A 23,425-nucleotide genomic window follows, 5' to 3' on the forward strand; every position below is an offset into this window, starting at 1 on the left:
GTCAGGCCGTCAGCGTTGCAGGGTCAGCAGGCCCGGCCGGTAGGGCAGGAGGCCGTAGTCGCCGCCGGAGTTGGGGCTGCGGCCTTGGTAGAGCAGTTGGAGGTTGCAGGGGTCGACGGTGAAGGTCTGGTCGGCGCTGGTGCGGATCAGTTCGCCGTGGCTGATGTCGTTGGTCCAGGTGGCGCCGCTGTTGGCCTTGCCGGCGAAGGGGTTGCTCTCGGTGGCGGCCTGGGGTGTCCATGTGCCGTTGAGGCTGGTGGCGGTGAAGGAGCGGAAGTAGCGGCCTTGTGCGCCGATGGCCTCGACGAGCATGAGGTATTTGTTCTGGTTGTGGAGTTTGTAGACCTGGACGGCTTCGAACAGGTTGTTCCTGGTGTCGCTCATGATCACGGTGGAGGTGCTGCCGAAGCTGGCGGGGAAGTTGCCGAGGGGCATGCTGGCCCGGTAGATCCTGCCGTTGTCGCCGGCGAAGAACAGGTACATGTTGGTGCCGTCGCCGATGAGGGTCTGGTCGATGGGCCCGGTGCCGGAGTCGGTGATGCTGCCGGAGAAGAGCACCTGCTGTGCCGACCAGCCGTTCGGGTTGGCCGGGTCGGTGGAGGTGCGGTAGGAGAAGGCGGTGCCGCCCCATTGGTAGGCGAGCACCCAGATGTTCTTGGGGGCGAAGTAGAAGAGTGTGGGGGCGACGGTGGAGTTGGACATGGCGTTCTGGCCGGCGGAGGCCATCTCGGGCCAGTTGGTGAAGAGGCTGAAGTTCATCGAGCCCCATCGGGTGCCGGTGTCGTGGGTGGTGGCGTAGACGAGGTGCCGGCCGTTGTAGGGGGCGACGGTGAAGTCCTTGAGCGAGACCCAGCCCGATTTCGGGGTGGCGAGCTGGCCGGTGGAGGTCCAGCGGTAGGTCGCGGGGAGGTCGCACGGGCCGGGGTTGCCGCCGCCGACCTGGACGAGCTGCCATTGCTGGTTGGTGCCGCCCCAGTCGTCGTATTGGACGATGCCGGCGTTGTCGGCGGTGGAGGCGCCTTGGACCTCCAGGGCCTTGTTGCTGTGGCGGGAGATGAGCCGTACGTGGCCGCCGGCCGAGTCGGCCAGGCGCCACTGCTGGTTGGTGCCGTTGCCGTCGGCCCATTGCACGATGGAGCCGCCGTTGGCGGTGGAGAAGTTGTAGACGTCGAGGACCTTGCCGGAGTGGCGGGACTTGACGCGGTAGTAGCCGCCGCCGGAGTCGACGAACTGCCATTGCTGCTGGTTGCCGTTGTTGCGGGTCCACTGGGTGATACGGCCGCCGTCGGCGGTCGAGGAGTTGTAGACGTCGAGGGCCTTGCCGCTGTTGCGGTTGACCAGGACGTACCAGGCGTTGGTGTCGACGGTGGCCGCGCCGGCGGACTGAGTCTGCAGGGCGGCGAACAGGCCCGCCAGTAAGGTGGCCACCGTCGCGAGGACGGCCAGGGATCTGAGTTTCACGGTGTGCTCCGATTCATCCGACTCGGACGAGTTGCCATTGCTGGTTGGCGCCGTTCCAGTCGTCGTACTGGACGATGCCGGCGTTGTCGGCGGTGGAGGCGCCCTGGACCTCCAGGGCCTTGCCGCTGTTGCGGTTGATCAGCCGGAAGTAGCCGCCGGAGTCGGCCGCCCGCCACTGCTGGTTGGTGCCGTTGCCGTCGGCCCACTGGACGATCGCGCCGCCGTTGGCGGTGGAGAAGTTGTAGACGTCCAGCACCTTGCCGGACAGCCGCGACTTCAGCCGGTACCAGCCGGTTTCCGAGCTGACGAACTGCCATTGCTGCTGGTTGCCGTTGTTGCGAGTCCACTGGGTGATGCGGGCGCCGTCGGCGGTCGAGGAGTTGTAGACGTCGAGGGCCTTGCCGCTGTTGCGGTTGACCAGCACGTACCAGGCGTTGGTGTCGATCGGCCCCGGGTTCGAGGTGCCGGCGTTGAGGGCGTCGAGGGTGGCGGTGTAGGCGGCCTTCTTGTTGCCCGAGGCGTCGAACAGCAGCGGGTTCGCCCCGACGCGCCAGGAGTCGCTGTCCCGGATGCCCCAGACCGTGATGCCGGTGCAGCGGGAGACCGCCAGGCAGGCGCGGGTCACCGAGGCGTAGATGTTCGCCTGGCCGGAACCCTGGGCGATGTCGAGCTCGGTGATCTGGACGTCGACGCCGAGGTCGGCGAAGCGCTGCAGATTGGCCTGGTAGTCACCGGACAGCGAGGTGCCCAGGTGGGACTGGAAGCCGACGCAGTCGATCGGCACCCCGCGCGACCTGAAGTCGCGGACCATGGTGTAGATGGCGGTGCTCTTGGCGTTGATCCCGTCGGTGTTGTAGTCGTTGTAGCAGAGCTTGGCGCCCGGGTCGGCGGCGCGGGCGGCCCGGAAGGCGGCCTCGATCCAGTCGTTGCCGGTGCGCTGGAGGATCGAGTCGCGCCGTGCGCCGCTGGTGCCGTCGGCGAAGGCCTCGTTGACGACGTCCCAGGAGTGGATCTTGCCCCGGAAGTAGGTGGCGACCTGCGTGACGTGGTTGTTCATGGCGCTGCGCAGGGTCGAGCCGGACAGGCTCTGCGCCCAGCCGGGCATCTGCGAGTGCCACAGCAGGGCGTGGCCACGGATCTTCATGCCGCGCCCGATCGCGTGGTTCACGATCCGGTTGGCGTTGGTGTAGGTGAAGGAGTTCCTGGACGGCTCGGTGGCGTCCCACTTCATCTCGTTCTCGGCGGTGACCGAGTTGAACTCCCTGTTCAGGATGTTCACGTACGTCGAGTCGCCGAGTTTGCCGGCCGCCACGGCGGCGCCGAAGTAACGGCCACCTCGTTCGGCCGCCGAGGCACCCAGGGTCGAGGCGGCATCGGCCGGCCCCGAGAACGCCATCGAGAGGCTGATGGCGACCGTGAGCAGGGACAGGAGTCGTTTCATGGACGGTTCGGGCCTTTCTGGTCACGGGGTGGTGAGGTCGAAGCGGCGTACGGTCACCGCGCCGCCGAGGGCCTGGGTGGCGTAGTTGAAGATCCCGTAGCGGTAACCCATGAAGAACTGCCAGGCGTTGTTCAGGGTGAAGGCGGGGCCGAGGCTGCTGAAGGTGGTGCCGTTGGTGCTGTAGGAGAAGCGGGCCTGCCTGCCGGAGCCGGGCCGGATGTCGGCGTTGACGCGCAGCCAGACGCGGCCGCCCGAGATGGTCGCGCTCGCCGCCTCGGTGCCGGTGCCGGTGGTCTGCCACGAGCCGTTCATGGTCAGCCCGTTGGTCATCACGACCCGGTGGACGCCGTTGTCGCGTTTGACGCCGATCCAGGCCGACTGGTCGCGCAGCATCGCCAGCCCGCTGCGGTCGCCGTTGGCCATCTGCGAGTAGTCGAGCTCGATCGTCGCCGTGGACGACGGGCCCTGGATGCGGTGGGTGAGGGTGTTGCGGGCGTTGTAGAGGTCGCCGGTGACGGTCGCGGTCTGCAGGCGCAGGCCGTTGCCGGTGGCGAAACGGCCGGTGTCGGGGTTGTGGTTCCACTCCCAGCGGTGGCCGAGGCCGCTTGTGGTGAAGGTGTCGGGGCCGGTCATCGGCGCGACGGTGCGGCTGGTCTGGATGTTCGGCTTCGGGTAGCTGACGCCCCACCCGCCGTTGACGGTCTGCACGGCCGGCCAGTCGCCGGTCCAGGTGATCGGCGCGAGCGCCGGGACGCGGCCGCCGGGGTAGGCGTCGACGAACGCCATGTAGTACCAGTCGCCGTTCTGCGTCTGGACGAGCCCGCCCTGGTGGGGCACGCCGCCGCCGGAGATGGGGCCGGGCATGTTCAGCAGGACCTGGCGCATCTCGTACGGGCCCCAGGGCGAGGTGGAGCGGAGGACGTACTGGCCGTTGGCGGGGCGGGTCAGCCAGATGTAGTAGTAGCCGTTCCGCTTGTAGAAGCGGGCGCCCTCCAGGGTGCCGACGCTGCTCGGGGTCTGGAACACCTGCTGGGCGCGCACCTGGCCGAGCCCGTCGGCCGAGAGCTGGGCGACGCTGATGGTGCCGTTGCCGTAGGCGACGTACATGGTGTCGTTGGTGTCGATCAGCAGGCCGGCGTCGTAGTAGCAGTTGTTGATCTGCGAGCGCTTGCTCCACGTGCCGTCCACGGCGGAGGCGGTGTAGACGTAGGTGCGGTTGAACTCGACGCAGCCGATCCAGTAGTAGGTGCCGTTGCTGGGCCGGTGGTTCAGGGTCGAGGCCCAGATGCCCTTCACGTACGCCCGGCCGCCGTTGAGGTCGTAGGCGCCCGAGCCGAAGTCGAGCCTCGGGACCGAATGGCCGGCGTACTCCCAGTCGACCAGGTTGTACGAGCGCAGAATCGGCGCGCCCGGCGAGTAGTGCATGGTCGAGGCCGAGTAGTAGTAGGCGTCACCGACCCGGATGATGTCGCCGTCGGCGAAGTCCTGCCAGACGACCGGGTTGGTGTAGGCGGCGGCCGTAGCGGCCGATGCCGGGGACGTGAGCAACCCGCCCACGAGAAGCAAGGACGAGAGAACCGCGAGCACGCGCCTCACACGAACCTCCAGAGGACGAAAGTTGTTAACGCTAACACTCTGTCTTGCGGAAATGCGTGGCCTATCCGGGTGAGTACGTTGCCGCGGAGTAAATCCGACGGTCAGATCCGGCGTCAACGAAGGGCATCCCTTGCCGACCTGGGCATTGCCGTCAGAACGTCGCCGTGCCTGGACATTCGCCAGGAAGGAGATCTCCCGCGCGGGTGAAAGTTTCACAGGAGTCGCCAGCCGGCGACAGGGGAATTCGAGTTAACTTACACTCCGGAATATGACCTCGACCGAAGAACCCCCCGTAAGCGAATCACCCCCTTCGGTGCCGTTGACCCTGGCTCAGTTGGCCGAAAAGGCAGGCGTGTCCACCGCCACGGTCTCCAAGGTCATCAACGGTCGTTCCGCGGTCGGCCCGACGACCCGCGCACTCGTCGAGAGACTCATCGAGGAGCACGGTTATCGCAGGCAGCGCCGCCGCATCAAACCGGCGAGCCTCATCGAGGTCGTCTTTCACGAGCTGGCCGGCGACTACCCGATCGAGATCGTCAAAGGGGTCCAGCGGGTCGCCTGGACCCATGGCCTGAGCGTGGTGGTCTCCGAACTCGGCGGCCGGCACACGCCCGGCCCCCGATGGGTCGGTGACCTGCTCGTCCGCCGTCCCGCCGGGGTGATCACGGTGTTCTCGGGGCCGGAGGAGGACCAGCGCATACGGCTGGCGACCCAGGAGATTCCGCTGGTGGTGCTGGATCCCGCGGGCAACCCGGGGCTCGGCGTGCCGTCCGTGGCCGCCACGAACTGGAGCGGTGGCCTGGAGGCCACCCGTCACCTGCTCGAACTGGGCCACCGGCGCATCGCGATGATCACCGGGCCCGCGTTCGCGCTCTCCAGCCGGGCCCGGACGGACGGCTACCGCGCCGCGCTCGACGCCGCGGAGGTGCCGGTCGATCCCGCTCTCATCCGTCAGGGAAACTTTCAGATCGAGGACGGGGTGGCCCACACCCATGAACTCATGAAACTTTCCGAGCCGCCCACCGCGATTTTCGCCGCGAATGACGGGCAGGCCATCGGGGTCTATCACGCGGCCCATGAGCTGGGGCTGCGCATACCTGATGATGTGAGCGTGATCGGCTTCGACGACATGCCGGTCTGGCGCTGGGCGCAACCGCCGCTCACCACTATTCACCAGCCCTTACGCGAAATGGGCGCCACGGCCGCGACGATGCTGATCAGTCTGGCCGAGGGGGAGTCACTTCAGCAGAAAAGAGTGGAGCTGGGGACGGAACTGGTCGTCCGCGGCAGCACGGCGGCTTTTCGGAAAAGTTGACGAGATACAGTGGCGGATTTATTTTCCTGGCTGATGGGAGCGCTCCCACAAGAGGAGGACACATGGCGCGAGATCTCAGCCGGAGAAGCGTCCTGGCGGCGGTGGGGGCCGTGCCGGTCCTCACGACCATGGCGGCCGCGGCGGTGGTCATCGACCTGTCGGCGCGGCGCCAGACCATCCGGGGCTTCGGCGGCATGACCCACGCGGCCTGGATCGGCGACCTGACGGCCGCCCAGCGGGAAACGGCGTTCGGCACCGGCGAGGGCCGGCTGGGGTTCTCCGTGCTGAGAATCCCCGTCCCCGAGAACCAGGCGGACTGGAGCCGCAATGCGGCGACGGCGAGGCGCGCGGCCGAACTCGGGGCGGCCGTCATCGCGTCGCCGTGGAATCCCCCGCCCGCATGGTGGAGACCTTCGTCCGCGGCGGCCAGACCAACGCGCGACGCCTCAGGTACGACATGTACGCCGCCTACGCCCAGCACCTGAACGACTTCACCACGTTCATGCGGAACAACGGAGTCACCCTGTACGGCATCTCCGTGCAGAACGAGCCCGACTACGCACACGACTGGACCTGGTGGACGCCCGCGGAAATGGTCAGGTTCCTGCGGGAGAACGCCGGCTCCATCAGCACCAGGGTCATCGCGCCCGAGTCCTTCCAGTACCTGAAGAACATCTCCGACCCGATACTCAACGACCCGACGGCGCTCGCCAACGTGGACATCATCGGAGCCCACCTCTACGGCACCTCGTTCGCGAACTTCCCCTATCCCCTCTTCAAGCAGAAGGGCGCGGGCAAAGAACTCTGGATGACCGAGGTCTACCACCCCAACAGCAGCGATTCGGCCGACCTCTGGCCGCAGGCGCTCGACGTGGGGGAGCACATCCACCGCGCCATGGTGGACGCCGAGTTCCAGGCGTACGTCTGGTGGTACATCCGGCGCGGCTACGGCCCCATGCGGGAGGACGGCCAGATCAGCAAGCGCGGGGCGAACATGGCGCACTTCGCCAGGTTCGTCCGCCCCGGCTACGTCCGGATCCAGGCGACGCCGAACCCGGCGCCGAACGTCCACGTCTCGGCGTACCGGGGCGGCAACTCCACGGTCGTCGTCGCCGTCAACAAGGGCACCTCCGCGCTGAGCCAGCAGTTCACCCTGGTGAACGGCACCGCGTCCGGTGTCTCGTCCTGGCTGACCGACGCGAGCAGGAACGTCGCCCCCCAGGGCACGACCGGCGTGTCGAACAACGCCTTCACCGTCACGCTGCCCGCCCGGAGCGTGACGACCTTCGTGACGGCGTGACAATCGACGCGCTTATCCTCATCCGCTCCGCTCTTTCGCGCGAACCGTTCCTGACCTTTGAGCAACTCGGCCTGGTGAACGGAGTGGAGCATGCGCAGCAAGCGAACAAGGATCCTCCTGATGCTGGTCGCCGTGATCGCGCTCGGCGTGGCGATCGCGCCCACATCCGCGACGGCGGGAGTCGCGGTCTTCAAAGCGCCGGCGTTACGTGCCTTCGACGCGGTCACCACCGTGAACGAGCGGAAGGCGTGGAAGCACATGGCGTTGATCGGTGACCAGTACGCGATTTTCAACGACCGCGGTCTCATCGAGGGACCGGCGCTGATCAAGAAGAAGTGGCCGTTCCTGCCCAAGCAGTTCACCCGCGACATCGACGCGGCCGCGATCGCCTTCAGCGGCCCCAAGTTCCGCTGGCGGCACACCTGGACCAAGGGCACCCAGGCGATCGTCTTCGAGGACGGCGGCATCGTCACCGCCCCCATCAGAATTCCCCTCCCGTACGACGGCCTGAGCGACATCAACGACGGGAACGCGATCCAGCACCTGGGGATACGAGGCGGCTCCGCCACGACCCCGTTCACCAAGTCCTTCGCGGTCCCCACCCTGCCGATCTTCGGTGAAGCGATCCTGCCCGAACGTTTCCGCAGCGACCTGGACGACTTCTCCGTGGAGATCGAGAAGAACGCGCCGAAGTTCAGTTACTACAAAGGCAACGAACGGGTCATCTTCGACGGCCGCCGGGTCATAGAGCTGGTGAATCTCGACGTCAAATGGCCGTTCCTGAACACCTGGCGGGCCGGCAAGGTCAGTTGAGGGGCACCAGGGCGGTGATCTCGGCGAGTTCCGCGGCGGTCGGTTCCCAGTCGCCGGCGGCCGCGTTGGCCCGGATCTGGTCCGGGCCGGTCGCGCCGGCGATCACCGAAGCGCAGCCGGGCAGCGCGGCCAGGGCGCCGATGGCCACCTCCAGGAGAGACCGGCCGTGCTTCTCGGCCCAGGCCGCCAGCGCCTCCACCTGATCCAGCCGCTCCGGCGTGACGAGGTGGGGCAGCCTCGCGAGCCGGGACCCGGCCGGCGGCTCCTCGCCACGCCGTACCTTTCCGGTCAGCAGTCCGTGGGCCAGCGGGAAGTAGGGCAGGACGCCGGCCCCGTGGGCCACGGCCGCCGGCACCGCCTCGCGCTCGACGCTCCGGTCCAGCAGCGACCAGTGGATCTGCACCGACACGAACGACGCGTGGCCGCCCGCGCGGGCCGCCCGCGCGGCCTCCGTGATCTGCCGGCCGTCGACGTTCGAGCTGCCGATGTGGCGCACCTTGCCCTCGCGCACCAGCTCGGTCAGGGCGGACAGGGTCTCCTCGATCGGGGTGACGCCGTCCGGGAAGTGGTACTGGTACAGGTCGATGTGGTCGGTACGCAGACGGCGCAGCGACCCCTCGACCGCCCGCCGGATGTAGGTCCGGCCGCCGCGTGCCTCGCCCCGCCCGTCGTCGGGGCCGCCGAACTTGGTGGCCAGCACCACCTGGTCGCGGCGACCGGCCAGCGCCTCGCCGAGCAGTTCCTCCGAGGCGCCGGCGGGGTCGCCGTACACCTCGGCGGTGTCGAAGAGCGTGACGCCCGCCTCGATCGCCGCGTCCACCATCGCCCTGGTCCGGGCCGCGTCGACGCCCCTGCCGATGCTGTTGCACCCCAGCCCGACGACCGACGTCGTGAGGCCGGAGTCACCTAGAGTCCGATAGCGCATGATCAGGCACCTCTCTCGGGAAGAGCGACCGGCAGCCGGTCCACTCCGTACACCGCCATGCGGTCGCGGGTCGGCACCTCGGCCGCAGGCACCGCCAGGCGAAGGTCGGGGAAGCGCTCGAAGAGCGCGGTCAGCGCCACCCGCAGTTCGGCCCGCGCGAGATGCTGCCCGAGACACTGATGGACGCCGTGCCCGAACGCCAGGTGCCCGGTCGCGGAGCGCGTCACGTCGAGCGTGTCCGGGTCGGGAAAGCGTGCGGGGTCGCGGTTGGCCACCGGCAGCGCCAGCACCACGGTCTCGCCGGCCGCGATGACGTGGCCGTCGATCTCGACGTCGACCAGCGCGGTACGCCGTACGTCGAACTGGAGGATCGACAGGTAGCGCAGCAGCTCCTCGACCGCCGGCTCCGGATCCGCCGCCAGGCGGGCCCGCTGGCCCGGGTCGGTCAGCAGCACGAACGCCCCGAGCGCGAGCATGCTCGACGTGGGCAGGTGGCCCGTGGCCAGCAGCACCATCCCGAGGTTGGTGAGCTCTTCCTCGTCCAGTTCGCCGGTCGCCGCGGCGTGCGCCAGCAGCCCGTCGCCCGACGGGCCGGCGAGTGCGCCGCGCACCGTCCCCGTGATCGACATGACGGCCTCGAACACCTGGTCCGGGCGCGAGTCCAGGTCGTTCATCACCGAGGTGGCCGCCTGGATCCGCTGCCGGTCCTCCGCCCGCACGCCCAGCAGCTCACAGATCACGAGCGCCGGAATCGGCATGGCGAACGAGGCGACGAGATCGATGGGCGAATCGGCGCCCGCCATGCCGTCGAGCGCCTCCGCCGTGTACCGCCGGATCGCGGGCATCAGCTCGGCGACGCGCCGGGGCCCGAAATGGTGGCTCAGCAGGCGGCGGAACCGCGTGTGTTCGGGCGGGTCCATGTGCGGAAATATGCCCGGCTCGGCCGGGGTGGGCTCCTCGATCGCGCGGTCGCGGCCGACCGGCTGGTGCAGCAGTTCGCGCCGGGTGCTGAACCGGGGATCCGCCAGGATGGCCCGGGTGACGGAGTAGCCGGTGGCCACCCAGCCGAGGTGCCCGTCGGGGTAGGCCAGCCTGCTGAGCGGGGGCCGGCGCCGCAGTTCGAGGGGTGGGTCGAAGGGGGTGGGCCGGTCGGTTTCCAAGGGATGGGCAATCTGGCCGTCGCTCACGGAGCGACCTCCCACCTGCGTGCTGTTGATCACAATCGAAGGGGATTATGCATGACAAACCCGGTAAATACCACCACTAGCAATATTTGATCTACCCCCTTTAGCATCGGCACTACCAGAAACAGACACATCTGCCAACACACGGGTCACATCGGTGATCCAACGATTCCTCCCGCAGGCTCATGCCCCCGAGCAGAGGTACGTATGGCACAGGTCGTGGTAGTTGGTGGCGGACCGATCGGGCTCATCCTGGCGTGCGAGGTGGCGCTGCACGGCGTACCGGTGGTGGTGCTCGAACGATTGCCCGAGATCGAGACCCACCCGAAGGCCGAGGGCATCACCGGGCGGGCCATCGACATCCTCGATCGCCGCGGTCTCATGATCGGGGTCGACGGGACTCCCGCGCAGCCGACGGCCGGCGAGCGGGCCCGCATCGCCCTGGGTGAGCGACGGGCGGACAGTCTGCAGCCCAAGGCGTTTCCCGGCGCGCGGCACTTCGCCACCATGTTCGTGCTCCGCCCGGAATCTCCCGACCTGCTGGTGCCGCAGCAAGTGCTGGAGAAGGAACTGGCCGGGCGCGCCGCGGAGCTCGGCGTCGAGGTACGGCGCGGCCACACGCTCACCGGGTTCACCCAGGACGGCGACGGGGTGCGTCTCGACGTCGACGGCCCGGACGGCCCGTACCGGATGGAGGCCGGCTGGCTCGCCGGATGCGACGGCGGCCGGAGCACGGTCCGCAAGCTGGCCGGCATCGCCTTCCCGGGCACGGACGGCATCACGACCGGATACCGCGCCTTCGCGGAGATCGACGACCCCGATTTCCACCTGCCCGGCTGGTTCCGCAAGGACAACGGCCTCCTGGTGTACGAGGAGGGGCCGCCCCGCTTCATCACGCTCGAGTTCATCGGCCCACCGGCGAACCGGGACGCGCCGATCACGCGCGAGGAGTTCCAGGAGTCGCTGCGCCGGCTCAGCGGCACCGACGTGACGGTCACCAAGGTCCACAAGATCAACCGCTTCACCGACAACGAGCGGCAGGCCGAGACCTATCGCCAGGGCCGGATCCTGCTCGCCGGCGACGCGGCCCACGTCCAGTCGCAGTGGAGCGGCCCTGGCCTGCGGCTCGGCCTGGGCGACGCCGTCAACCTCGGCTGGAAGCTCGCCGCCGTCGCGCGAGGCCAGTGCCCCGAGGACCTCCTCGACACCTACACCTCGGAACGGCATCCGGTCGGCGCGCAGACCCTGGAGGTCCAGCGCGCCTCCATCGCGCTGATGCGCCCCGGCCCGCACGTCGACGCACTGCGCCGGCTGCTCACCCACCTGCTGCTCGACGAGGACACGAACCGGCGGCTGACCGCCGTGGTCGACGACCTGCACATCAGGTACGACATGGGCGACCCGTCGCTGACCGGCCCGCTGGTCGGGCTCTACTGCCCCGACCTGCGGCTGAAGGACGCGGGCGGCACCGTACGGCTCGCCGAGCTGCAGCGCACCGGCCGGCCGCTGCTGCTCGACCTCGCCGACGATCCCGGGCTCCGGGCGCTGGCCGAGCCCTGGTCCGGCCGGGTCGACGTGGTCACCGCCGAATGCGCCGACGCCCCGGCGGACGCCCTGCTGATCCGCCCGGACGGCTTCGTCGCCTGGAGCACCCCCGCCGGCGAGACGTCGCTGCCCGACGCTCTCGCGCGATGGTTCGGCAACCCCGCCCGGACCTGACCACACGACACAGCCCTGCCGGAGGCCGGGATGACCCACACCAAGCCCATGACCCTGACCACCCTGCCCGCCTCGGCCACGATCGAAGAAGCGATCGAAGCGGTCGAAGCAGCCGGAGCGGTGATCATCGAGGATTTCATCGACGCGGAAACACTCACGGGCCTGTGGGAAGACCTGGGCCCGGACCTGGAACAACAGGCGGACGGCGACGGGCGGCTGGTCGGCGAGAAGACCCGCATCCTGCCCGGCCTGGTCCGCCGGACCACGCGGTCGGCCACGATCATGCGACAGCCGCACTTCCTCGGCGGCGCGCGGCACTTCCTGCAGCGGCCGGTGCGCGCCTGGCTCGGCGAGCAGCGCATCGAGTTCGTCCCGACGATCCAGCTCGGCATCTCGCGGGCGATCCAGATCCAGCCCGGCGTGCCGATCCAGGGCCTGCACAGGGACGACACGGCTCACCTCCGTACTCACCCGAGCCCGGAGAGCCGCGTCCAGGTCATGGTCGCCGCGAGCGAGTTCACCGCCCTCAACGGCGCCACCCGGGTGATCCCGGGAAGCCACAGGTGGGACGACGAGCGAGGGCCGCGCGAGGACGAGGCGGTGCCCGCCGAGATGCGGGCCGGGTCCGCGCTGCTGTGGCTCGGCAGCACGTACCACGGGGCCGGCGCCAACCGCTCGGACAAGCCTCGTACCGGCCTGTCCTACGCCTACGACCTCGGCAACCTCCGCCAGGAGGAGAACCAGTACCTGTCCATCCCCCTGGACGTGGTCCGCGCCTACCCCGAGGACATCCAGCGGCTGCTCGGCTACGAGGCATGCCCGCCGATGTGCGGCCTGTACGAGCTGAGCGACCCGATGCTGCTGCTGCGCGACGGGCAGGGATAGATGCGCACTCCCGGCACGTACCTGCGCAGCATCGGTGTGCACCTGCCACCCGTGGTCACCATCGAGACGGCCGTCGCCGAAGGCCGGTACCCGGCCGGCGAGGTGGAGCACTTCCGCCTGACCGGCGCGGCGGTGGCCGGCGACGTACCTGCACCGGAGCTGGGGCTGCGCGCCGCCCGGCAGGCGTTCGAGCGCTCCGGCGGACTGTCGCCGCACGACCTCGACCTCCTGCTGTACTGCGACGTCTGGCACCAGGGCCCGGACGGCTGGGAGCCGCAGTACTACCTGCAGCAGCATCTGGTCGGCGGGAACGTCCCGGCGGCCGAGCTGCGGCAAGGATGCTGCGGCCTGTTCAACGCCCTGCAGATCACCGCCAGATACCTGCGGCCCGGCGGCACCGCGTTGCTGGTCGGCGCCGACAACCACGGCACCCCGCTGGTCGACCGGTGGCGGACGATCGAGGGCACCGTGATGGGCGACGCCGGGCTGGCGCTGCTCATCGCCACCGACACCGGATTCGCCGAGCTGCGGTCGGTCAACGTGACCGTGCTGCCGGAGGCCGAGGCCGTCAATGACGGCGGCGTGCCGATGTTCCCTCCGGACGCGACCTTGGGCCGGCCGCTGGACTTCGCCGGGCGCAACCGTGAGTTCCGTAAACGTCTTCTGCACGGTGACGGCGCCCGGGTGATGCTGGCGATCCAGACGACGATGCTGGAGCTGGTCGACCGCACGCTCAAAGAGGCGGAGATCACGCTCGACGACGTCGCGCGGGTGGCCTTCCCCCATGTGCGCTGGGACGACGTGGAGCACCGCGGCGTCAACTGGTTCGGGCTGACCCTGGCCGACACCACCTGGGAGTACGGCGCGGGCATCGGCCACCTCGGGGTCAGCGACCAGTTCGTCGCCCTCGACCACCTGCTCGCCACCGGAGCGCTGGCCCCGGGCGACCACATGCTGCTTCTCGGGTTCGGCGCCGGCACCACCCTGGCCTGCGCCGTCCTGCGGATCCTGGACATCCCGCCGGAGTACGCCTCCGGAGACCTGCACTGAGGAGGCGACATGGAGACGGCGGACATGTACATCAGCGGCGTCGGCTCGTACCTGCCCGGCACCGTGGACGTGGCGCACGCGGTGGCGGCGGGCTGGTATCCGGCCGAGGAGGTCGAGCTGCACGGGCTCGCCTCGGTCGCGGTGGCCGGTGACCTCCCGGCGCCCGAGATGGCGTTGCGGGCGGCGCGCAGCGCGGTGGCCCGCAGCGGCCGCTCTCCCACCGACCTGGACCTCCTCCTTTACACCTCCACCTGGCACCAGGGTCCGGAGGGGTGGCCGCCGCAGGCCTACGTGCAGCGCCACCTGGTCGGCGACGGCGTCCTGTCGACGCAGATCAAGCAGGGCTGCAACGGCATGTTCGCCGCCCTGGAACTGGCCGCGAGCTACCTGCGGGCCGACCCAGGGCGCCAGGCGGCGCTGCTGGTCGCCGCCGACAACTACGGCACCCCGCTGGCCGACCGCTGGCGGATGCTGCCCGGGGCCGTCGCCGGCGACGCGGGCAGCGCCGTCGTGCTCGACACCGAGCCGGGGTTCGCCCGGCTGGCGTCGGTGTGCTCGGTGTCGGTGTCGCAGGCCGAGGAGATGCACCGGTGCGCCGAGCCGCTGTTCCCGCCCGGGGTCACCGAGGGCCGCACCGTGGACTTCGCCGCGCACAACGACACGTTCCGGCGCCGCGCGGTCGCCGGGGGCGAAGGGACGATGGTGCTGGTGACGCTGGACGAACGGATGGTCGAGGTGATCGACCGCGCCCTGTCGGAGGCCGGTGTCAAGGCGTCGGACGTGACCCGGATGACGTGCATGAACACCTCCCAGGAGATCGCCGACCAGATCTGTGAGCACCGGCTGGGCATCCCGGCGTCCCGCTCGGCCTGGGAGTTCGGCAGGACCATCGGCCACTGCGGCGCCAGTGACCAGCTTCTCGCCCTGGAGCACCTGGTCCGCGGTGGTGACCTGGGGCCCGGCGACCACCTCCTGATGTTCGCCTACGGCCCCGGCGTGACCATCTCGGCCGCCGTCGTGGAAATTCTCGAGTCGCCCGCGTGGTCGCGGACACGGAGAGGGGACGCGTGATGGACCGCCTGATGGACCGCCTGATGGACCGCTCGTCTGAAGCGATCGCGGTGATCGGGATCGGCTGCCGGTTGCCCGGTGGCGCCGACTCGGCGGACGCGTACTGGAATCTGCTGCGCGAGAAACGGGACACGAGCGGACCGGCGCCCGCCGGGCGCTGGCGGGATTATGCCGACCGGGGCCCGTCCTCCATGGCGGCGGTCCGCCGCACGTTGCCGCACGGCCACTTCCTGAGCGAGGTGGCGGACTTCGACGCGGAGTTCTTCGCGCTCTCGCCGCGCGAGGCGGAGCTGATGGATCCGCAGCAGCGCCTGGTGATGGAGACCGCGTGGGAGGCCCTGGAGCACGCCGGGATCTCGGCCGGCGCGCTGGCCGGGACGGACGCGGGCGTGTACGTGGGCGTCTGCACCGGTGACTATGCGCACCGGCTGCTGGAAGACCTGCCCGACATAGAGGCATATACGGGGATCGGCGCTGCCACGTGCGCGGTGGCCAACCGGGTGTCGCACGCGCTGGACCTGCGCGGCCCGAGCATGGCGGTGGACACGGCCTGCTCGGCGTCCCTGGTCGCCGTCCACCTGGCCGTGCAGGCCCTGCGGGCGGGGGAGACCGACGTGGCGCTGGCGGGCGGGGTCAACCTCATCCTGTCTCCCGGCGAGACGCTGACCCTGGACGCCGCGGGCACCCTCGCGCCGGACGGGCGGAGCAAGTCGTTCGACGCCGCCGCCGACGGCTACGGGCGGGGCGAGGGCGCGGCGGTCGTGGTGCTCAAGCGGCTCAGCGACGCCGTACGGGACGGCGACCCGGTGCTCGCGACCATCCGCGGCAGCGCCGTCAACCAGGACGGCCGCACCGTCGGCATCATGGCGCCGAACGGCCAGGCGCAGGAGCACGTCATGCGCCGCGCGCTGCGGCAGGCCGGCGTCGACCCCGGCACGGTCGGCTACGTCGAGGCGCACGGCACCGGCACCGCGGTCGGCGACCCCCTCGAAGCCGCCGCGCTGGGCGCCGTGTACGGGGCGGGCAGACCGGCGGAGCGGCCGTGCCTGATCGGCTCCGCCAAGTCCAACATCGGCCACCTCGAAGGCGCCGCCGGCGTCGCCGGCCTGGTCAAGGCCGTCCTGGCGCTGCATCGCGGCGAGCTCCCGCCGAGCCGGCTCGACACCCCCACCCCGGCCGTTGACTGGGCCGGCGCCGGGCTGCGCGTGGTCGGTGAGCCGACACCGTGGCCCGAATCCGCGCACCCGCGCCGCGCCGCCGTCTCCGGCTTCGGCTACGGCGGGACCGTCGCCCATCTGGTCCTCGAACAGGGGCCCGCGGCACCGGAGCCCGCCGAGGGACCCGCCGGGCGCCTGTTCCCGGTGTCCGCCGCGTCGCGACCGGCGTTGCGGCAGGCCGCGGGCAACCTCGTGGACGTCGCAGGCCGGGTGCCGCCGGCGAGCCTCGGGCACACCCTCGCGCTGCGCCGGGCCCACCTGTCGCACCGGGCGGTGGTGTCCGCGGTGGACGAGGGCGCGCTGCTTCGCGGGCTGCGCCACCTGGCGGCCGGCACCCCGCACGACGCCGTGATCACCGGGCGGCCGCTCACCGATCCCGGTCCCGGGCCGGTGTTCGTGTTCTCCGGCCACGGCTCGCAGTGGGCCGGCATGGGCCGGGAGCTGCTGGCCACCGAGCCGGCCTTCGCCGCCGTGATCGACGAGCTGGAGCCGATCTTCGCCGACGAGATCGGGTTCTCACCGCGCCAGACCCTCAGCGACGGCGAGCTCACCGAGGTCGACCACATCCAGACCACGATCTTCGCGATGCAGCTCGGCCTGGTCGAGCTGTGGCGCCAGTACGGGGTGCGCCCGCACGCCGTGATCGGCCACTCGGTCGGCGAGATCGCCGCCGCGGTGACGGCCGGAGCGCTGAGCCTCCCGGACGGCGCCCGGCTGATCTGCCGGCGATCCCGCCTGCTGCGCCGGGTCGCGGGCCGGGGCGCGATGGCCATGGTGCAACTCCCGTTCGCCGAGGCGGAGCGGCGACTGGAGAACCACCCCGGGGTGGTCGCCGCGATCGCGTCGTCACCCGGCGCCACGGTCGTCTCGGGAGAGCCGGACGCCGTGGCCGACGTGCTGACGAGCTGGCTCGAAGAGGGGATTCCGGCCCGCCGGGTCGCCTCGGACGTGGCCTTCCACGGACCGCAGATGGATCCGCTCATGCCGGACCTGATCGCGGCCACGGCCGACCTCGCGCCCGGCGTCCCCGGCATGCCCGTTTACTCGACGGCGCTGGACGATCCACGCATGATGCCCGGTTTCGACGGCAAGTACTGGGCGGCCAACCTGCGCCGGCCGGTGCGCCTGGCCGACGCGATCACCGCGGCCGCGGCTGACGGATACCGGGCGTTCATCGAGATCTCCGCACATCCGGTCGTCACGCATTCGGTGCTGGAAACTCTTACCGAACGCGGGCACGAGGACGTCTTCGTCGGCTCGTCGCTGCGCCGGAACCGGCCCAGCCCGCTGGCCGGCGTGGCCGCGGCGCACTGCGCCGGTCTCGACGTGGACTGGCGGCGGCTGCAACCCGCCGGCGGGCCGGTGGTGCTGCCGGCGTATCCCTGGCAGCGCCGCAGGCACTGGCGCACCCCGTCGCCGCCCGACGCCGGTGGTCGTGGCCACGATCCGGACGCGTACACGCTGCTCGGCGACCACGTCGACATCGTCGGGACGGACACCCGGCTGTGGCGGACCGTCCTGGACGACCAGACCCGGCCCTATCCCGGCAGCCACGCGCTGGAGGGCGTGGAGATCGTCCCGGCCGCGGTGCTCGCGATGACGTTCTTCGCCGCCTCCGGCGGTCAGGCGCTCGGCGAGGTGACGATGTCGGCTCCGCTGCTGACCGCCGATCGCCGCGAGGTGCAGGTCGTCCGGCAGGGGGCCGAGCTGCGGCTGGCCGCCCGGATCGCCGGTGAACCCGACGGCGCCTGGCAGCTGATCGCCACGGCCGTGATCCCCGCCGAGCCGGGAGAGCCGCCGGCATCCGGGTCGCGGCCGCTCGACTCGGCGGAGCCCGGCCTGGTCATGAGCCGGTTGGCCGCCGTCGGCGTACCGGAGACCGGGTTCGACTGGAGCGTCGAGGAGCTGCGGCGCGGGGACGGCGCGCTGCGCGCCCGCGTACGGTGCGAGCCGGCCACCACGTGGGCACCCGTGCTCGACGCGGCCATGTCGGTGGCGCCGAGCGTGTTCCCCGGCGACCCGCTGCTGCGCATGGTGACGCACGTCGATCGGCTGGTCACGCTGGGGGAGCCGGTGGGCACGGCCGACATCGAAGTGCTGCTCGACCACGAGCACCCGGACACGGCGCGGGTGCGGATCCTCGACGACACCGGCGCGGTCGTCGGCTGGCTGTCGGGGCTGCGGTATCCGGTGATCGACACCCCGGCCCCGTCCGCGAACGGCGCGCAGGGCGAGCGGTCCACCGAGTCGTGGGCCGACTTGGAGCCCGCGGAGCTGCGTACCTTCCTGATCGAGGAGGTCGGCGCGCAGATCGCCAAGGAGATGCGGCTCGCCCCCGCCGACCTGTCACCGAACCGGCCGCTGATCGAGCAGGGGCTGGACTCGGTGCTCACCGTGGTCGTCCGGCGGCGGCTGGAGCAACGGTTCCGATGCTCGCTACCGGCGACGCTGCTCTGGGCGCAGCCGACCATCGCCGCCGTCTCCGACTACATCGCCGGGGCGGTGTCCGGATCGAACGGGAACGCGCGATGAGCACCCCCGAGCACGGCACGCCGGCCTTCCCGATGGCGCGGACCTGCCCGTTCGCGCCGCCGGACGAATATCGGCGGATGCGCGCCACCGCGCCGGTCGTCCGGGCCACCCTGCCCAACGGCGCACCGGTCTGGGCGGTCACCCGCTACGCCGAGGCGCGGCAGATCCTCAGCGACCCGAGGATCAGCTCCAACACCGGCCGCCCCGAACGACCGCGCGGACCCGACGACGACCGCCCTGACGACGGCTTCTTCGTCGACCTGGATCCACCGGAGCACAGCCGGTTCCGGCGGCTGCTGATCTCGGAGCTCGGTGCCCGCCCCATGGACGCCATGCGGCCGGTCCTCCAGCGCGTCGCCGACACGGCGATCGACGAACTGCTGGAGGCCGGGGCGCCCGCCGACCTCGTCGCCCTGTACGCGCGCCGGTTTCCGGCGCGCGTCCTCTGCGCGCTGTTCGGCGTCCCGGCCGCCGACCACGCGTTCTTCGAGTCACGGCTGCGCATGTTGTCGGTGACGAGCATGGATCCGAGCGTGGCGGCTCAGGCGTCCAAAGACGTCCGCGACTACCTGCGCGAACTCGTCCGCGAGGCCGGGAGCGGAAGCATGATCGGGCGGCTGGCCGCCCGGCACCTGCCCACCGGCGAGCTGACCACGGACGAGCTGGTCAACATGGGTTTTCTCATGCTGCTCGCGGGCTACGACTCGCCCGCGAACACGATCTCCCTGGGCCTGCTCACGCTGCTGCGGCACCCGGCGCAGCTCGCCGCGCTGCGCGCCGACCCGGGCCTGCTGCCGGGCGCGATCGAGGAGCTGCTGCGCTTCCACTCGGTGCAGGACTGGGTGAGTTTCGACCGGATCGCGACCGAGGACATGGAGGTCGGCTCCGCGCGGATCCGCGCCGGTGACCGCCTGACGGTGCTGGCCGCGTCCGCCAACCGTGATGTACGGGCGTTCGAGAACCCCGACGAGTTCGACATCCGCCGCTCCGCCCACCACCACGTCGCCTTCGGCCACGGAGTGCACCAGTGCGTCGGCGCCAACCTCGCCCGCGCCGAGCTGCGGATCGCCTTCGCCACGCTGCTGACCCGGATGCCGGCGCTGCGCCTGGCGGTCGGGTGGGAGGAGTTGTCCTTCGCCGACGACGCCCCGTTCTTCGGGTTACACGCGATGCCCGTCGCCTGGTAGGACGTAGGCGTCTTCGGCCGCGTACGGGAACCAGACGTCGGGGCCGTGGCGGGCGATCAGGTCGGGGAAGACCTCCTGCCAGCCTTGACCATCCGCCACGGCGGGGACGGCCCATTCGATGACCTGGCGCAGCGCGTCGTCATAGGAGACGGCCGGGCGGTATCCGAGCTCGTCACGGGCCTTGTCCAGGCTGAACACGATCGGCTCCGGCACATTCCACGGATGGAAGCCCAGGCCGTCGGGCCGCGACGGGCCCTCGAAGGTGACGATCTCCGCCTCGTGGCCCATGACGGCGAAGACCCTGGCGCCGATCTCGGCGACGGTCAGCGGGTCGTCGGCGATGTTGAGCACCCGGGCCGCCGGTTGCCGAGCGCACAGCAGGATCAGCTCGGCGATGTTGGCGACCGCCGTGGTGGGGAACCGGCTCCGCCCGCCCTGGGCGATCACGACGTGCGGCCGCTTGTCCAGAGCCCGCTTGATGAACGACCAGTGATCGAGCGACTTGCCGTACGGGCCGTGCAGCACGCCCGTGCGCAGAATGCTGACGGGCAGGCCGGGCGTCGCCAGCAGTAAGCGCTCCAGCGCCGCCTTGCCCGCCGGATAGTCGTGGGTGTCGCGCTCGACCGTCGGCCACGTCTCCGGGATCGGCACCGGCAGGCCGGGTGCCTGGTAGACCGCTCCCGTCGAGATGACCACCAGCGAGCCGACCCGGCCGGCCAGCCGGGCGAGCTGCGCGCCGTGGTGCGGCGCGAACGCCACCGTGTCCACGACCAGATCATGGCCGTCGAGGGCCTTGAGCAGCGCGTCGGTGTCGGCCCGATCGACCTGGACCGACACCACCCCGTCGGAGGCCGGGGCGTCCGGCCGGAGCCGACGCTGCCCGAGGGTCACCGTGTATCCGGCCGCGGTGAGCCGGGCGGCCGTGGCCCGGCCGATCTGCCCGGTGCCTCCGATGATGAAGGCGCTTCGGTCGTGAACCGTCACCAGACGATCTTAACCGGACCCGATCAGCTCGTGGAGCCGCCGGGCCACGGGATCGTGCGGGCGCGCGGTGAAGATCATGTTGAGCCAGCCGCCAGCGTCGGTCCGAAGGAGATCGTCGCGGATCGACGGGTCGGCGCCGCGCTCCAGGAGCAGGCGGACCACGTGCGGATGACCGCCCGGGATCGCCCAGTGCAGGCCGGTCCGCCCGAGGTAGGGCGCGACGTCGGGGTGGACCCCGTGGTCGAGGAACCAGCGTACGACCTCGATCCGGCCGTGCTGGCAGGCATGGACGAACGCCTCTCCCACGATCTCCGCCGGATCATCGGTCGGCGGCAGCCGGGACGGAAAGCCCGCGCCGGTGTCGGCGAGATCGGGTCGCGCCCGCGCGGCGTCCGGCCGGAGGCCGCCGTCCGCGTCGAAACAGGCCCGCACCAGGTCGAGCCGGCCGCAGGCGGCGTACGTCCACAGCGCCCCCGGGACGATTCCACGCGCGGCGAGCAGGTCGACGACCTCCGTGTTGCCGTGGTGAACGGCGTTCTCCAGCGGCGTGCCGCCCCATGTCCGCACGCCAGGGTCGGCGCCGGCGTCGAGCAGCAGGCGCACGAATTCCACCCGGCCGGAGCGGGCCGCCCAGGTGAGCGGGAGAGTCAGGTCGGTGGCCTTGCCGAGCAGGACCTCGACCGCCGCGCGGGGCACGCCGAGCGCCTTCCCGAGCCGGACCCCGGGGATCGTCTCGGGGCACGCGAGCATGTGCAGCAGCGTGCCGGCCTGCCCGGCGGTCAGAGCGGCCAGCCGATCGGCGTCGCCGGCCAGCAGGGCCTCGGCCTCGCGGTGCAGCCGCCGCCGCTCCTCCCGGCGTTCGCCGAGGTCGAGCCGGGACTTCTCGGTGAACGACACGAGCTCCCGCCAGGTCGGGAAGCCGAGCTCCCGCGCGATGATCAGCCGCGCGTCGCGCAGCTCGGCGGTCGCGGCTGAGGTCGCGGTGGCGTGCCGGGGCACGTAGGCCCGCAACCGTCGCAGCGCGCCGGGATCGCCGCGGCGCAACTCGGCGAGGAGGGTGCCGGCCATCGAGGCGTAGATGCCCGGCCGCACCCCCGTGAGGCGGGAGACCGGCCGGTCTTCGGCGCGGCTTTCGACGTGGGCGCGGAACTCGGCCCAGCTCCGGAATCCGTGTTCCTGCGCGAGCACGAACTGGGCGTCGCTGAGCAGGAACCGCTCCCTGGCGCCCAGCACGTCGGCGACCCGGGCTTCCGCCGCCGTGTCGCCCGCCGCGTACGCGTGACGCAGGTGCTTGGCCCGCTTGCGGTAGTAGTCCAGGTTCGGATGGGCGGGCAGCTCGAAATGACGATCGGACATCGCGACCTCCTTCGTCGCCGAGGTCCGCTCGCCCGGCCGGAAAGAGGTCCAGCGCGCCGATGTGCCGATCGAGGTGGGAAAATCCCTGCCCGCGGACTGGCAGCGCCCTCGCACGCTCCTTTCAGACTAGCAACCGGCCGCCCAGCCGCGGTCCGCCGCGCCCGGCCTGCTCGCCGAGGCCGGCATCGCCGCCGCACAACACGCCCTTCAGCGACTCGGCGAAATACCAGCCTCGCCTGACCGGCGCTTTGCCAGACGCGCGCCAGACATCTACGCTATGTCGTAATTATGGAATAACGTAGGAGAGTGCGATGAGCGAGGACAAACTCGCCGAACTCGAACGCCGGATCGCCCGCCTGGAGAGCCGGGCCGACCCTGTCGCCCCGTCGCTCACCGCGGCGGCCACCGGCATGCTTCACCAGGCAAAGGAGGAGGACGAGCTCGGGACGGTGGGCTACGCCGGAGCCGCCCGGCTGGCCGGTGGCGAGAGCCTCTGGGACCGGCGGCTTTCTCTCACCGAGTTGCTGGCGGCCGACTGGGCGCCGGTGGCCGCCATCCTGGAGTCCCTGGGCAGTCTGCCGCGGCTGGCGCTGCTCGCCGCGCTCGTACGACAAGGCCGGTGCACTAGCGCCGATCTCCAAGGGGTCCTCGGCGGAGACGGCGAGGAGACCACGACCGGCCAGCTCTATCACCACCTGCGCGCGCTGCAGAGCGCCAGGCTGATCACGCAGCGGCGGCGCGGCGAGTACGAGCCGGCACCTCAGGCCATGCCTCAGGTCCTCACCATCCTGGCGGCCACGTTCAACCTGGCCGGCGACCCCCCGCTCGGCCCGCCCGCCGATCTCCCCAGCCCGGATCACAGCCGTCGCTGAAAGTCGCCAGGATGGCCTTGATCGCGGTCTCCACCGTGGCGTGCACGGACAGATGCGCCTCCGCGCCGGTGACCTCCAGCAGGCGGGCGGGCGTGGGGTGGACGGCGGCCAGGTGCACGGCCCCGCCGTCGCGGCGGCTGTCCATGGCGGCCAGCAGCAGCACCCGCAGGCCGCAACTGTCCATGAAGGTCACCTGGCTCAGGTCGATGATGAGGTGTTCGTGCGGGTGCCGGCGCTGGGCGGCCATGTACGCGCGCAGTTGCTCATGGGTGGTGATGTCGACCTCGCCGTCCACCGCGATCACGGTCATGCCGGGGAACCTCTGGTGCGATAGCGCCAGCCCCGCGCTGTCGGCTCGCTCTGGCCGGCCTGGCCGGCCGTCTGCCGGTTTGGTCATGCTGGGCACGTGTCCCTCCGGCGGACCGACCTGGGCCAGCGCCTCGTGATACCGGTCCGCCACCGCCAGTGTCGCCCAGCCCACAATGTGTGACAACTCCGGACTGCAAGGTCTCACCTT

Annotated in this window: 19 protein-coding genes; 11 read left to right on the top strand and 8 right to left on the bottom strand. The window is 70.8% G+C overall.

Features of this window, described 5'->3' with window-relative positions; translation table 11 throughout:
• Window positions 1-9: 9 nt before the first annotated feature.
• The 3 genes from C4V41_RS57970 to C4V41_RS57980 are packed head-to-tail and all read right to left on the bottom strand — an operon-like array spanning window position 10 to window position 4,498.
• Window positions 10-1,428, bottom strand: a complete 1,419-nt coding sequence (locus tag C4V41_RS57970; protein WP_200824997.1) for a non-reducing end alpha-L-arabinofuranosidase family hydrolase — start codon at window positions 1,426-1,428, stop codon at window positions 10-12.
• 46 nt (window positions 1,429-1,474) lie between these two features.
• The gene (locus C4V41_RS57975; RefSeq protein ID WP_103964599.1) at window positions 1,475-2,902 is read right to left on the bottom strand and encodes an endo-1,4-beta-xylanase; all 1,428 of its coding nucleotides are present in this window, start codon (window positions 2,900-2,902) and stop codon (window positions 1,475-1,477) included.
• 21 nt (window positions 2,903-2,923) lie between these two features.
• On the bottom strand, window positions 2,924-4,498 hold the full coding sequence (locus C4V41_RS57980; RefSeq protein ID WP_200824994.1) for a glycoside hydrolase family 43 protein: 1,575 nt from the start codon (window positions 4,496-4,498) through the stop codon (window positions 2,924-2,926).
• Between the two features lie 268 nt (window positions 4,499-4,766).
• Here C4V41_RS57980 and C4V41_RS57985 point away from each other — a divergent pair, with 268 nt between their 5' ends.
• The 4 genes from C4V41_RS57985 (at window position 4,767) to C4V41_RS57995 (ending at window position 7,926) form a co-directional block, all read left to right on the top strand.
• Complete coding sequence (locus C4V41_RS57985; protein WP_103964600.1) at window positions 4,767-5,813, top strand: LacI family DNA-binding transcriptional regulator; 1,047 nt, start codon at window positions 4,767-4,769, stop codon at window positions 5,811-5,813.
• Between the two features lie 62 nt (window positions 5,814-5,875).
• The gene (locus C4V41_RS66000; RefSeq protein WP_327537526.1) at window positions 5,876-6,298 is read left to right on the top strand and encodes a glycoside hydrolase; all 423 of its coding nucleotides are present in this window, start codon (window positions 5,876-5,878) and stop codon (window positions 6,296-6,298) included.
• Window positions 6,196-7,113 carry a glycoside hydrolase family 30 beta sandwich domain-containing protein gene (locus C4V41_RS57990; protein ID WP_327537527.1) on the top strand — a complete coding sequence of 306 codons (918 nt, stop codon included), beginning with the start codon at window positions 6,196-6,198 and terminating at the stop codon, window positions 7,111-7,113. Before C4V41_RS66000 ends, C4V41_RS57990 begins: the two co-directional genes overlap by 103 nt.
• A 90-nt stretch (window positions 7,114-7,203) precedes the next feature.
• Window positions 7,204-7,926 carry a hypothetical protein gene (locus C4V41_RS57995; RefSeq protein ID WP_146104234.1) on the top strand — a complete coding sequence of 241 codons (723 nt, stop codon included), beginning with the start codon at window positions 7,204-7,206 and terminating at the stop codon, window positions 7,924-7,926.
• Here C4V41_RS57995 and C4V41_RS58000 read toward each other — a convergent pair.
• Both C4V41_RS58000 and C4V41_RS58005 read right to left on the bottom strand, forming a co-directional pair.
• The gene (locus C4V41_RS58000) at window positions 7,919-8,851 is read right to left on the bottom strand and encodes an aldo/keto reductase (protein WP_103964602.1); all 933 of its coding nucleotides are present in this window, start codon (window positions 8,849-8,851) and stop codon (window positions 7,919-7,921) included. The two genes, C4V41_RS57995 and C4V41_RS58000, sit on opposite strands and share 8 nt — an antisense overlap.
• A gap of 2 nt (window positions 8,852-8,853) precedes the next feature.
• Entirely contained in the window at window positions 8,854-10,038 is a 1,185-nt protein-coding gene (locus C4V41_RS58005) for a cytochrome P450 (RefSeq protein WP_103964633.1), read from the bottom strand.
• A gap of 165 nt (window positions 10,039-10,203) precedes the next feature.
• On the opposite strand from C4V41_RS58005, the gene C4V41_RS58010 reads away from it, so the two are divergent.
• The 6 genes from C4V41_RS58010 to C4V41_RS58035 are packed head-to-tail and all read left to right on the top strand — an operon-like array spanning window position 10,204 to window position 19,696.
• A complete protein-coding gene (locus C4V41_RS58010) occupies window positions 10,204-11,754 on the top strand; it encodes an FAD-dependent monooxygenase (protein WP_268808951.1) in 1,551 nt (516 codons plus the stop codon).
• A 30-nt stretch (window positions 11,755-11,784) separates the two neighbouring features.
• A complete protein-coding gene (locus C4V41_RS58015) occupies window positions 11,785-12,639 on the top strand; it encodes a phytanoyl-CoA dioxygenase family protein (RefSeq protein ID WP_235031058.1) in 855 nt (284 codons plus the stop codon).
• Window positions 12,640-13,689: a ketoacyl-ACP synthase III family protein gene (locus C4V41_RS58020; RefSeq protein WP_103964604.1), complete on the top strand. Its 1,050-nt coding sequence runs from the start codon at window positions 12,640-12,642 to the stop codon at window positions 13,687-13,689.
• A 9-nt stretch (window positions 13,690-13,698) separates the two neighbouring features.
• A complete protein-coding gene (locus tag C4V41_RS58025; protein ID WP_103964605.1) occupies window positions 13,699-14,760 on the top strand; it encodes a ketoacyl-ACP synthase III family protein in 1,062 nt (353 codons plus the stop codon).
• Window positions 14,760-18,509 (top strand): type I polyketide synthase, encoded by a 3,750-nt coding sequence (locus C4V41_RS58030; RefSeq protein WP_235031059.1) that lies wholly within the window; start codon window positions 14,760-14,762, stop codon window positions 18,507-18,509. The genes C4V41_RS58025 and C4V41_RS58030 overlap by 1 nt, the downstream gene beginning before the upstream one ends.
• Complete coding sequence (locus tag C4V41_RS58035) at window positions 18,506-19,696, top strand: cytochrome P450 (protein ID WP_103964606.1); 1,191 nt, start codon at window positions 18,506-18,508, stop codon at window positions 19,694-19,696. Before C4V41_RS58030 ends, C4V41_RS58035 begins: the two co-directional genes overlap by 4 nt.
• On the opposite strand, the gene C4V41_RS58040 is transcribed toward C4V41_RS58035, so the two are convergent.
• The gene (locus tag C4V41_RS58040; protein WP_103964607.1) at window positions 19,670-20,680 is read right to left on the bottom strand and encodes an NAD-dependent epimerase/dehydratase family protein; all 1,011 of its coding nucleotides are present in this window, start codon (window positions 20,678-20,680) and stop codon (window positions 19,670-19,672) included. The genes C4V41_RS58035 and C4V41_RS58040 overlap by 27 nt on opposite strands.
• A gap of 9 nt (window positions 20,681-20,689) precedes the next feature.
• Window positions 20,690-22,036: an ankyrin repeat domain-containing protein gene (locus tag C4V41_RS58045; protein WP_103964608.1), complete on the bottom strand. Its 1,347-nt coding sequence runs from the start codon at window positions 22,034-22,036 to the stop codon at window positions 20,690-20,692.
• Between the two features lie 311 nt (window positions 22,037-22,347).
• Between C4V41_RS58045 and C4V41_RS58050 the strand changes: the two genes are divergently transcribed.
• The gene (locus C4V41_RS58050; RefSeq protein ID WP_103964609.1) at window positions 22,348-22,908 is read left to right on the top strand and encodes a helix-turn-helix domain-containing protein; all 561 of its coding nucleotides are present in this window, start codon (window positions 22,348-22,350) and stop codon (window positions 22,906-22,908) included.
• Here the strand turns inward: C4V41_RS58050 and C4V41_RS58055 are convergent.
• Window positions 22,838-23,401 carry an STAS domain-containing protein gene (locus tag C4V41_RS58055; protein WP_146104235.1) on the bottom strand — a complete coding sequence of 188 codons (564 nt, stop codon included), beginning with the start codon at window positions 23,399-23,401 and terminating at the stop codon, window positions 22,838-22,840. The genes C4V41_RS58050 and C4V41_RS58055 overlap by 71 nt on opposite strands.
• Window positions 23,402-23,425: the final 24 nt, after the last annotated feature.

The sequence above is a fragment of the Nonomuraea solani genome (assembly GCF_900108335.1).
Taxonomy (GTDB): domain Bacteria; phylum Actinomycetota; class Actinomycetes; order Streptosporangiales; family Streptosporangiaceae; genus Nonomuraea; species Nonomuraea solani.